This is a genomic window from Pseudomonas sp. LPH60 (assembly GCF_030718165.1).
In the GTDB taxonomy this organism is placed as follows: Bacteria; Pseudomonadota; Gammaproteobacteria; order Pseudomonadales; family Pseudomonadaceae; genus Aquipseudomonas; species Aquipseudomonas danubii.
In genome coordinates, this window is sequence record NZ_JAVAJH010000007.1 from 135,511 (window position 1) to 147,071 (window position 11,561).

Genomic DNA, 11,561 nt, shown 5'->3' on the forward strand with positions numbered 1-11,561 from the left:
GGTATTTGTCATGGCCACTGCCGACACTCAAGCAACCGAAAACACCCCGGACGCCGGTAACTCCCGCAAGCGCAAAGTCATGCTCCTGGGGCTGACGGCCATCGTCATTCTCGGCGGTCTGGGCGTGTTCGCCTGGCACGAACTTTATGGGCGCTGGAATGAAAGCACCGACGATGCCTATGTCAACGGCAACGTCGTGGAGATCACCCCGCTGGTCACCGGCACTGTGGTCAGCATCGGCGCCGACGATGGTGATCTGGTGCATGAGGGCCAGGTGCTGATCAACTTCGACCCCAACGATGCCCAGGTCGGCCTGCAGAGTGCCGAGGCCAATCTGGCCCGCACCGTACGCCAGGTGCGTGGCTTGTACAGCAACGTTGATGGCATGCGGGCTCAAGTGGCGGCGCAGAAGGCCGAAGTGCAGAAAGCCCAGGACAACTTCAATCGCCGCAAGAACCTCGCGGCCAGCGGAGCGATTTCCCAGGAGGAACTGTCCCACGCTCGTGATGACCTGACCTCGGCACAAAATGCCCTGGCCAACGCCCAGCAGCAGCTCAACACCACCAATGCCCTGGTGGACGACACCGTAGTCTCCAATCACCCGGATGTGCAGGCCGCGGCCGCGCAGTTGCGCCAGGCCTACCTGAACAACGCCCGCAGTACGCTGATTGCGCCAGTGACCGGTTATGTGGCCAAACGCACCGTGCAACTGGGCCAGCGGGTCCAGCCGGGCACTGCACTGATGGCGGTGATTCCCCTGGACCAGCTGTGGATTGACGCCAACTTCAAGGAAACCCAGCTGCGTGACATGCGCATTGGCCAGCCGGTAGACATCGAGGCCGACATCTATGGCAGCGATGTGAAGTACAGCGGCACCATCGATAGCCTCGGCGCCGGCACCGGTAGCGCCTTTGCCCTGTTGCCGGCGCAGAACGCCACCGGTAACTGGATCAAGATCGTGCAGCGTGTGCCGGTGCGTATCCACATCAATGCCGAGGAGCTGGCCAAGCACCCGCTGCGGGTCGGCCTGTCGACCCTGGTGAACGTCAACCTGCGGGATCAGAGCGGCCCGGTACTGGCCCAGCAACCACCGCAAAAGGCTTCCTTCAGCACCAACGTCTATGACCGTCAGTTGGGCGAGGCCGATGCCCTGATCGCCCGTCTGATCCACGACAACAGCGCGACCATCGGCAAGACGGCCCAGCGCTGATTCGCCAATCCGTCAACCCTGGTGTCGTCTAGAGACCAGGGTGCCAGCCCAGTTCCTAAGGATTCGCGATGAGCAATAACGCGTCTTTCACGCCTCCCAGCCTGCTGCTGAGCACCATCGGCCTGTCACTGGCGACCTTCATGCAGGTGCTCGATACCACCATCGCCAACGTGGCGTTGCCGACCATCTCTGGCAACCTCGGGGTGAGTTCGGAGCAGGGCACCTGGGTCATTACCTCGTTCGCCGTGAGCAACGCCATTGCCTTGCCACTGACCGGCTGGCTGAGCCGGCGTTTCGGTGAAGTGAAGCTGTTTATCTGGGCCACCCTGCTGTTTGTGCTGGCCTCGTTTCTCTGCGGTATTTCCACCTCGATGCCCGAACTCGTTGGCTTTCGGGTGCTGCAAGGGGTGGTAGCAGGTCCCCTGTATCCCATGACCCAGACCCTGCTGATTGCCGTCTACCCGCCCGCGAAGAGGGGGATGGCCCTGGCGCTGCTGGCCATGGTCACGGTGGTGGCGCCGATTGCCGGGCCGATACTCGGTGGCTGGATCACCGACAGCTACAGCTGGCCGTGGATCTTCTTTATCAATGTGCCGATCGGCCTGTTTGCTGCCTGGGTGGTTCAGCAGCAATTGAAGGCGCGACCGGTGGTGACCAGCCGCCAGCCGATGGACTATATCGGCCTGCTGAGCCTGATCGTCGGGGTCGGTGCCTTGCAGATCGTTCTCGACAAGGGCAACGACCTGGACTGGTTCGAGTCCAACTTCATCATCGCCGGCACGCTGATCTCGGTGATTGCCCTGGCGGTGTTCGTGATCTGGGAAATGACGGATCGGCATCCTGTGGTCAACTTGCGGCTGTTCGCCCATCGCAACTTCCGCATCGGCACCATCGTGTTGGTGGGCGGTTACGCCGGGTTCTTCGGGATCAACCTGATCCTGCCGCAATGGTTGCAGACCCAGATGGGCTACACCGCCACTTGGGCCGGTCTGGCCGTGGCACCGATTGGCATTTTGCCGGTGCTGATGTCGCCCTTTGTCGGCAAGTACGCCCACAAGTTCGACCTGCGCCTGCTGGCTGGACTGGCGTTCCTGGCCATTGGCCTGAGCTGCTTCATGCGTGCCGGATTCACCAATGAGGTGGACTTCCAGCACATCGCCCTGGTGCAGCTGTTCATGGGGATTGGTGTGGCGCTGTTCTTCATGCCGACCCTGAGCATCCTCATGTCCGACCTGCCGCCGCACCAGATCGCCGACGGCGCGGGCCTGGCGACCTTCCTGCGGACGCTGGGGGGTAGCTTTGCGGCGTCGCTGACGACCTGGATCTGGATTCGTCGGGCGGATCAGCACCATGCCTACATGAGCGAAAGCATGAGCATCTTCGATCCGGTCACCCGGGACGCGTTGAACAACCTCGGCGGTGCCAGCACCCAAGCCTACGCGCAGTTGGACCAAGTGCTCACCAGCCAGGCGTACATGCTCTCGACCGTGGACTATTTCACCTTGCTGGGCTGGGGCTTCATGGGCCTGATTCTGTTGGTGTGGCTGGCCAAGCCACCGTTTGCCGCCAAGGCCGGCCCGGCGTCGGCGGGGCATTGATGCCCATTGTCGTATGAGCTGGCCTGCCAGCGAAGGCGTCCGTAAGGGCGATGCAAGGCTTGCTGGCCACTTCGCCGGCAAGCCGGCTCCTACGGTGGGGCATTTGTTGTAGGGGCTACTTGCCAGCGAAGGCGTCTGTTCAGGACGAACCGGGCAACGCCAGCTGCGTGGGTACGAAATCGAACGCAGCCAGTTGGAAACCCTGCTCGTCCACCTGCAATGCCCAGCCCTGTCGATCCCAGTCCCCCAGCACGATGCGTTTGGCGGCCTGTTGGCCAATCTGCAACTTGTGAATCGCCGGGCGGTGGGTATGGCCATGAACCAGGGTGCCCACTCCATGTTCGCGCATGACCCGCGGTATTTCGTCCGGGGTCACATCGACAATGTCGTTGGCTTTCATGCGCGTCTGGGCGCGGCTTTCGTTGCGCAGCTTGCGCGCCAGCTTGCGCCGGGTGTGCAAGGGCAGGTGCCGCAGAATCCACAGGCTCAACGGGTTGCGCAGGTAACGACGCATGCGCATGTAGGCTTCGTCGCGGGTGCACAGGCTGTCGCCGTGCATCAGCAGTACCGGCTCACCGTAGAAGTCGACGACGCTGGGGTCCTTGAGCAGGGTGGCGCCGGCTGCCTTGCAAAAGGCCTGGCCGAGCATGAAGTCGCGATTGCCATGCATCAGGAAGACCTGGGTACCGCTGTCGCTGAGTTCGCGCAGTGCCTGGCAAATGGAAAGCTGGTAGGGGGTCATGGCATCGTCGCCGATCCATACCTCGAAGAAGTCCCCGAGGATGTACAGCGCCTCGGCGGCGCGGGCGCGCCCACCGAGTAAATCCAGAAACGCCCGGGTAATGTCCGGGCGTTCCTCTTCCAGATGCAAATCTGAAATCAGCAGTATCACTCAATGATCTCGGCTTTCTCGATGATCACGTCTTCTGCGGGTACGTCCTGGTGGCCGGATTTCATGGTGGTGGCCACGCCTTTGATCTTGTCGACCACTTCAGTGCCGGCGATCACTTTACCGAATACTGCGTAGCCCCAGCCTTGAACGGTCTTGCCGCTGTGGTTGAGGAAGCTGTTGTCGGCGACGTTGATGAAGAACTGCGCGGAGGCCGAATGCGGCTCCATGGTACGGGCCATGGCGACGGTGTACTTGTCGTTGGAAAGGCCGTTGTCCGCTTCGTTCTGGATGCTTGGACGCTTGTCTTTCTTTTCTTTCATGCCAGGTTCGAAGCCGCCGCCCTGGATCATGAAGTTACCGATGACGCGGTGAAACACGGTGTTCTCGTAGTGCCCGGCTTTCACGTATTCGACGAAGTTGGCCACGGTCAACGGGGCTTTCTCGGCGTTCAATTCCAGCACGATCTCGCCGTGGTTGGTGGTCAGTTTGACTTGGGTCATGGTCGGTACTCTTTATAAGGAGAAGCGTTTTCAAGAAAATCCTGGGTGGCGGGGCACGCATGCGGTCCGCACCGATTTGGCCATCCTGCAGCCAAGGAGCGCAGTTTAGCGTGACCGCCATGAATTTCGAGGCTGTTTTTTCACTTGCACGCTATTAATAGCCGCAGTTTTAAAGCTGCGCTCTGTCAGGCACTTGACAGCATCGGCTATGATACTCGTTTTGATTTATCAGGCCGCACCCGGCCGCGCACTTGTACGTTCAAGGATCCTATGAGCAAGCCCACTGTCGACCCTACCTCGAATTCCAAGACTGGACCGGCCGTACCGGTCAACTTCCTGCGCCCGATCATCCAGGCGGACCTGGACTCGGGTAAGCACACACAGATCGTGACCCGCTTCCCTCCGGAGCCCAACGGTTACCTGCACATCGGTCACGCCAAGTCGATCTGCGTGAATTTCGGCCTGGCTCAGGAGTTCGGTGGTGTCACCCACCTGCGCTTTGACGACACCAACCCGGCCAAGGAAGACCAGGAGTACATCGACGCCATCGAAAGCGACGTCAAGTGGCTGGGCTTTGAGTGGTCCGGTGAAGTGCGCTATGCCTCGCAATATTTCGACCAACTGCACGACTGGGCCGTGGAACTGATCAAGGCAGGCAAGGCCTACGTCTGCGACCTGACTCCCGAGCAAGCCAGGGAGTACCGCGGTAGCCTCACCGAAGCGGGCAAGAACAGCCCGTTCCGCGAGCGTTCGGTTGAAGAGAACCTGGACTGGTTTGCCCGCATGCGTGCCGGCGAATTCCCGGACGGTGCACGGGTGCTGCGGGCCAAGATCGACATGGCCTCGCCGAACATGAACCTGCGCGACCCGATCATGTATCGCATCCGCCATGCCCATCACCACCAGACCGGTGACAAGTGGTGCATCTACCCCAACTACGACTTCACCCACGGTCAGTCGGACGCCATCGAAGGCATCACCCATTCGATCTGCACCCTGGAATTCGAAAGCCACCGTCCGCTGTACGAATGGTTCCTAGAGCACTTGCCGGTGCCGGCGCACCCGCGTCAGTACGAATTCAGCCGCCTGAACCTGAACTACACCATCACCAGCAAGCGCAAGCTCAAGCAACTGGTGGACGAGCAGCACGTGAATGGTTGGGACGACCCGCGCATGTCGACCCTGTCGGGCTTCCGCCGCCGCGGCTACACCCCGGCATCGATCCGCAACTTCTGCGAGATGGTTGGCACCAACCGCTCCGACGGCGTAGTCGATTACGGCATGCTGGAATTCAGCATCCGCCAGGACCTCGACGCGAATGCCCCGCGCGCCATGTGCGTGCTGCGTCCGTTGAAAGTCGTGATCACCAACTACCCGGAAGACCAGGTCGAGAACCTCGAACTGCCGCGTCATCCGCAGAAAGAAGAACTGGGCGTGCGCAAGCTGCCGTTCGCCCGTGAAATCTACATCGACCGTGATGACTTCATGGAAGAGCCGCCAAAGGGCTACAAGCGCCTGGAGCCCAACGGTGAAGTGCGGCTGCGCGGCAGCTACGTGATCCGTGCCGACGAAGCGATCAAGGATGCCGAGGGCAATATCGTCGAGCTGCGTTGCTCCTACGATCCGGACACCCTGGGCAAGAACCCTGAAGGCCGCAAGGTCAAGGGCGTGATCCACTGGGTGCCGGCTGCCGCCAGCGTCGAGTGCGAAGTGCGCCTGTACGATCGTCTGTTCCGTTCTCCGAACCCGGAGAAGGCCGAGGACAGCGCGAGTTTCCTGGACAACATCAACCCTGACTCCCTGCAAGTGCTCACTGGTTGTCGTGCCGAACCCTCGCTGGGCAACGCACAGCCGGAAGACCGTTTCCAGTTCGAGCGCGAAGGCTACTTCTGCGCGGATATCAAGGACTCGAAACCCGGTGCTCCGGTATTCAACCGTACCGTGACCCTGCGCGACTCCTGGGGTCAGTGATTCAGTCAAGGAACTAACGTGCTAACGATCTACAACACGCTCACCAAGAGCAAAGAAGTCTTCAAGCCTTTGGATGGCAACAAGGTGCGCATGTACGTGTGCGGCATGACCGTGTACGACTATTGCCACCTTGGGCACGGCCGCAGCATGGTGGCCTTCGACCTGATTACCCGCTGGCTGCGTTTCAGCGGTTATGACCTGACGTACGTGCGCAACATCACCGATATCGATGACAAGATCATCAATCGTGCCAATGAGAACGGTGAGTCCTTCGAGGCCTTGACCGAGCGTATGATCGCGGCGATGCACGAGGACGAGGCGCGGCTGAATATCCGCAAGCCGGACATGGAACCGCGGGCCACCGACCATATCCCTGGCATGCACGCGATGATCCAGACCCTGATCGACAAGGGTTATGCCTACGCTCCGGGCAATGGCGACGTGTACTACCGCGTCGGTAAGTTCATGGGCTATGGCAAGCTGTCGCGCAAGAAGATCGAAGACCTGCGCATCGGTGCGCGGATCGAAGTGGATGAGTCGAAGCAGGACCCGCTGGACTTCGTGCTGTGGAAAGCCGCCAAGCCGGGCGAGCCGAGCTGGGAGTCGCCGTGGGGGGCTGGTCGTCCGGGCTGGCATATCGAGTGCTCGGTGATGTCCACCTGCTGCCTGGGTGAGACCTTCGACATTCACGGCGGTGGCAGCGATCTGGAGTTCCCGCACCACGAGAACGAGATTGCCCAGAGCGAGGCGGCGACCGGCAAGACCTACGCCAATGCCTGGATGCACTGCGGCATGATCCGCATCAATGGCGAGAAGATGTCCAAGTCCTTGAACAACTTCTTCACCATTCGCGACGTGCTCGACAAGTACCATCCGGAAGTGGTGCGTTACCTGCTGGTGGCCAGCCACTACCGCAGCGCCATCAACTACTCGGAAGACAACCTCAAGGACGCCAAGGGCGCGCTGGAGCGTTTCTATCACGCGCTCAAGGGTCTGCCAAAGGTCGCTCCGGCCGGTGGCGAAGTCTTCGTCGAACGTTTCACCCAGGTGATGAACGACGACTTCGGTACTCCGGAAGCCTGTGCCGTACTGTTCGAGATGGTGCGTGAGATCAACCGCCTGCGTGAGAGCGATATCGATGCGGCGGCGGGTCTGGCAGCGCGTCTGAAAGAGCTGGCCAGCGTGCTGGGCGTGCTGCAACTGGAAGCCGATGACTTCCTGCAGGCCGGTGCTGAAGGTCGGGTCGATGGGGCACAGGTCGAGGCGCTGATCCAGGCCCGTCTGGCAGCCCGTGCCAACAAGGATTGGGCTGAGTCCGACCGTATTCGCGATCAGATCACCGCCATGGGCGTGATTCTGGAAGACGGCAAGGGCGGTACGACCTGGCGCCTGGCTGACTAAGCTGGCGTTTGCTGCAACAAGAAACCCGCCTGGTGCGGGTTTTTTGTTGCCCTTCGAACAGTGCCGGATCAGGCCAGCGAGGCGAGGCGCTCCACTGTGTCCGGGTAGCGTTCCACCAGGCGCATCAAGGTCGTGGCCTGGGCGTTGGGTGTGGCGCGGCCTTGTTCCCAGTTTTCCAGGGTACGGGTGTTGGTCCGCAGGTACATGGCGAATACTGAGCGCGAGAGGTTGAGTTGCTGGCGGATGTTCATCACCTCGGTGGCAGTGATGGGGGGCAGTTTGTCCAGCTTCACTTTATGGCTGCGCAGGGTGATCTTGCCCTGGCGTTCCTGGGTGAGGGCGTCGATGCCTTCTACCAGTTCGGAAAAGATGTCACGTTTGGTCATGTCTTCTGGCCTCGATTTCACGTTCCAGCAGTTGTTTGAGCTGTTGTCGCTGCTGCGGTAGCAGGTCGTCCATCTGCTCCTTGTCGAACAGGGTGAAGAGCCAGAACTGCGCCCCTCCGGACCACCAGTAATAGATCACCCTCAGCCCGCCACGCCTGCCCTTGTTGCGTCGCTCATCGACAAAACGCATCTTGCGCAAGCCGCCAGTGCCCTGAATCAGAACCCCTGCGTGCGGGTGGCGCAGCAACTCGATCTGCAGTTCGCAGAACAGCTCGTCGTCAAGGAAGTCCTTTCGGTATCGTGCAAATGCCGGTAGTTCAATAAACAGAGCATTCATTTCATACGCTTCCTGCGTATAGACTGGATGACGCTGCAGCTTTGGTCAAGGCCCGCTGAGCGCCGCGTTTGATCTGGCAACAGTCTATGCCTGCGGCATTGGGCTGAATGTCGGAGCGGGCCGACGTGACAGGAAGGGCGATTCCGAGTTTCGCTGGGAAGAGGGGAGGGCAGGGCCCTGAAATGCATAACGGCACCCGAAGGTGCCGTTCTGTTTGTTACGTTGAAACCTAAGCGATCAACCCGCCAGGCCGGAGTGCTGGACCAGGGTCAGCAGCGGCTGTGGGTATACGCCGAGGAAGAACGCCAGGACCGCGATGGCCAGCAGCATGACGCCACCGGCTTTCTGTTCCCAGTGCAGTTGGGCATCGACGCGACGCAGGTTCGGCTCGATCAGGTACAGGGTGACCATCACTCGCAGGTAGTAGAAGACGCCGATGGCGCTGCCCATGACCAGAGAACCGACCAGCCACCATTGGTGCGCTTCGACACCGGTAGCGATGATGTAGAACTTGCCGATGAAGCCTGCGGTCAGCGGGATACCGGCCAGGGACAGCATCATCACGGTGAGGACGGCGGTCAGGTACGGACGGCGCCAGAACAGGCCGCGGTACTCGTACAGGGCGTCGGCATCACGGCCTTTGTACGGCGAAGACATCAGGGTGATCACACCGAAGGCGCCAAGGCTGGTGATCACGTAGGTGACCAGGTACACGCCGATGGCTTCCATGGCCAGGCCCTTGCTCGCCACCAGGGCGATCAGCAGGTAGCCGAAGTGAGCGATGGACGAGTAACCCAGCAGACGCTTGAGGTTGCTCTGGGTCAGCGCCAACAGGTTGCCCACCAGGATCGAGGCGATGGCGATCACGGTCAGCACGTTGCTCAGGACACCGCTGCTGGCCACTGGCGACAGCTGGAACAGACGCACCAGTACCGCGAACACCGCTACCTTGCTGGCGGTGGCCAGGAAGGCGGCGACCGGGGCCGGGGCGCCTTCGTAGACGTCCGGAGTCCACAGGTGGAAAGGCACCAGCGACAGTTTGAAGGCCAGGCCGATCAGCATCATGCCCAGGCCCAGTTGCGCCAGCGGGCTTGGCAGCCCAGTGGCGGCCAGGGCTTGACCGATACCGCTGAAGCTCAGGCTGCCGGCTTCTGCGTAGAGCAAGGCCATGCCGAACAACAGGAAGCCCGAACCGGCGGCCGACAGCACCATGTACTTGATGCCGGCTTCCAGGGAGCGCTTGTTGAAGAAGGCATAGGCCACCAGGCCGTAGACCGGTACCGAAAGCAGCTCCAGGCCGATGAACAGGCCGGCCAGGTTCTGCGCGCTGACCAGTACCAGACCACCGGCGGCGGCCAGCAGGATCAGCAGGTACAGCTCTTCTCGGTTGCCCGGGTAACCGCTGCTGCCGTCGCCCAGGTAGGCGTGGGCCAGGGTGACGCAGGCCAAGGTGGCCACCAGGATCAGGGCCATGTACAGGCAGGCGAACTGGTCGATCTGCAACAGCGGGGTCACTGCCAGCGGTGCCACTTTCAGCACCGGGAAAATCGACAGCAATGCCAGGTTCAGACCGGCCACCGACAGCAGGAAGGTCTGGGCGTGGTTGCGCCGCCAGGCGATCGCCAGCATCACCACCACAAGGGTGGCGCTGGTGATCAGCAGCGGCGCCAGGGCTATAAAGTGTTGAATCGTAAAGTCCATAGCGCTCTTACCGGGCCGAAGCGAGTTGAGTGAAGGCGGTGCTGAGCCATTGCTGCACGCCATGCATGGTGGCGGCAGAGGTATCGAGGAACGGTTGCGGGTACACGCCGATGTAGATCAGCAGTACCGCCAGTCCCAGCACCATGATCAGTTCGCGAGCATCCATGCCGTGCAGTACCGCGTCCGACTTGGACGGGCCGAAGTAGGCACGGTGGATCATGATCAGCGAGTAGACCGAGCCGAACACCAGGCCGGACGTCGCGATCGCAGTGATCCATGGCGCGCTGACGAAGGTGCCGATCAGGATCAGGAACTCGCCGACGAAGTTGCCGGTGCCCGGCAGGCCGAGAGAGGCGGCTGCAAAGAACAGGCTGATGGCCGGCAGGTAGGCGATACGCGACCACAGGCCGCCCATTTCACGCATGTCGCGGGTATGGGTGCGTTCGTACAACTGGCCGCTGAGGATAAACAGCGCGGCTGCCGAAACACCGTGGGCCAGCATCTGGATCACCGCGCCCTGCAGGGCCTGCTGGCTGCCGGAGTAGATCCCGATCAGCACGAAGCCCATGTGGGAAACGCTGGAGAAGGCGATCAGACGCTTGATGTCGGTCTGGGCGAAGGCCAGGAAGGCGCCGTAGAAGATGCCGATCAGACCCAGGGTCATGGCGATCGGTGCGAACTCTGCCGAAGCATTGGGGAACAGCGGCAGGGCGAAACGCAGCAGGCCATAGGCCGCCGTCTTCAACAGGATACCCGCCAGGTCCACGGAACCGGCGGTCGGTGCCTGGGCGTGAGCGTCAGGCAGCCAGGAGTGGAACGGCACCACCGGCAGCTTCACCGCGAAGGCGATGAAGAAGCCGAGCATCAGGATGTACTCGGTGGCGGTGGACATCTTGGTCTTCAGCAGCTGGGCGTAATCGAAGGTGATCACCCCGGTGTTGTTGAAGTTGACCAGCACCAGGCCCAGGATCGCCACCAGCATGATCAGGCCGGAAGCCTGAGTGAAGATGAAGAACTTGGTTGCTGCGTAAATCCGGGTTTTCTTGCCGTCTGCCGAGCTGTGACCCCAGAGCGCGATGAGGAAGTACATCGGCACCAGCATCATTTCCCAGAAGAAGAAGAACATGAACAGGTCCAGCGCGAGGAACACGCCGACCACACCGCCCAGGATCCACATCAGGTTCAGGTGGAAGAAGCCCACGTGACGCTGAATCTCTTTCCAGGAGCAGAGTACCGAGAGGATACCCAGCAGGCCGGTCAGCAGGATCATCAACAGCGACAGACCGTCCAGGGCCAGGTGCACGTTGATGCCGAAGCGCTCGATCCAGACATGCTTGAACTCGATGGCCCAAGTCGGATCGGCGCCAGGCGCCGGAGCATATGAATAGTTACCGTGGGCCCACAGCCAGAGGCCGAGAGCGAGTTCCAGGGTCATGGTCAACAGCGCAATCCAGCGGGGGAGGGTGGCGCCGAAGCGCTCACCCAGCCAGCACAGCAGGCCGCCGATGAAGGGGATCAGGATTAGCCAAGGCAGAATCATGACGGGCTCAATTCCTTTCGCAAGT

Annotated in this window: 10 protein-coding genes; 4 read left to right on the forward strand and 6 right to left on the reverse strand. The window is 61.2% G+C overall.

Annotated features, from left to right (window positions below):
- Positions 1–10: 10 nt before the first annotated feature.
- Together Q8O96_RS23950 and Q8O96_RS23955 are read left to right on the forward strand one after the other, a co-directional pair.
- Complete coding sequence (locus Q8O96_RS23950; RefSeq protein WP_102864706.1) at positions 11–1,210, forward strand: HlyD family efflux transporter periplasmic adaptor subunit; 1,200 nt, start codon at positions 11–13, stop codon at positions 1,208–1,210.
- A gap of 68 nt (positions 1,211–1,278) precedes the next feature.
- Entirely contained in the window at positions 1,279–2,808 is a 1,530-nt protein-coding gene (locus Q8O96_RS23955) for a DHA2 family efflux MFS transporter permease subunit (RefSeq protein WP_102864707.1), read from the forward strand.
- Between the two features lie 139 nt (positions 2,809–2,947).
- Here the strand turns inward: Q8O96_RS23955 and lpxH are convergent, their stop codons facing one another.
- Both lpxH and Q8O96_RS23965 read right to left on the reverse strand, forming a co-directional pair.
- The gene (gene lpxH, locus Q8O96_RS23960; protein ID WP_305949530.1) at positions 2,948–3,700 is read right to left on the reverse strand and encodes a UDP-2,3-diacylglucosamine diphosphatase; all 753 of its coding nucleotides are present in this window, start codon (positions 3,698–3,700) and stop codon (positions 2,948–2,950) included.
- Positions 3,697–4,200: a peptidylprolyl isomerase gene (locus Q8O96_RS23965; RefSeq protein ID WP_016965727.1), complete on the reverse strand. Its 504-nt coding sequence runs from the start codon at positions 4,198–4,200 to the stop codon at positions 3,697–3,699. Before Q8O96_RS23965 ends, lpxH begins: the two co-directional genes overlap by 4 nt.
- Before the next feature lie 270 nt (positions 4,201–4,470).
- Here Q8O96_RS23965 and Q8O96_RS23970 point away from each other — a divergent pair, with 270 nt between their 5' ends.
- Entirely contained in the window at positions 4,471–6,171 is a 1,701-nt protein-coding gene (locus Q8O96_RS23970) for a glutamine--tRNA ligase/YqeY domain fusion protein (protein ID WP_102864710.1), read from the forward strand.
- 18 nt (positions 6,172–6,189) lie between these two features.
- On the forward strand, positions 6,190–7,572 hold the full coding sequence (gene cysS / locus Q8O96_RS23975; RefSeq protein ID WP_102864711.1) for a cysteine--tRNA ligase: 1,383 nt from the start codon (positions 6,190–6,192) through the stop codon (positions 7,570–7,572).
- 68 nt (positions 7,573–7,640) lie between these two features.
- Here the strand turns inward: cysS and Q8O96_RS23980 are convergent, their stop codons facing one another.
- From Q8O96_RS23980 to nuoM, 4 genes are all read right to left on the reverse strand, one after another.
- Positions 7,641–7,958 carry a DNA-binding transcriptional regulator gene (locus Q8O96_RS23980; protein ID WP_102864712.1) on the reverse strand — a complete coding sequence of 106 codons (318 nt, stop codon included), beginning with the start codon at positions 7,956–7,958 and terminating at the stop codon, positions 7,641–7,643.
- Positions 7,945–8,295, reverse strand: a complete 351-nt coding sequence (locus tag Q8O96_RS23985) for a hypothetical protein (protein ID WP_019092839.1) — start codon at positions 8,293–8,295, stop codon at positions 7,945–7,947. Before Q8O96_RS23985 ends, Q8O96_RS23980 begins: the two co-directional genes overlap by 14 nt.
- A gap of 237 nt (positions 8,296–8,532) precedes the next feature.
- Complete coding sequence (nuoN, locus tag Q8O96_RS23990) at positions 8,533–9,996, reverse strand: NADH-quinone oxidoreductase subunit NuoN (RefSeq protein WP_015636299.1); 1,464 nt, start codon at positions 9,994–9,996, stop codon at positions 8,533–8,535.
- 7 nt (positions 9,997–10,003) lie between these two features.
- Complete coding sequence (gene nuoM, locus Q8O96_RS23995; protein WP_207166231.1) at positions 10,004–11,536, reverse strand: NADH-quinone oxidoreductase subunit M; 1,533 nt, start codon at positions 11,534–11,536, stop codon at positions 10,004–10,006.
- Between the last annotated feature and the right edge of the window lie 25 nt (positions 11,537–11,561).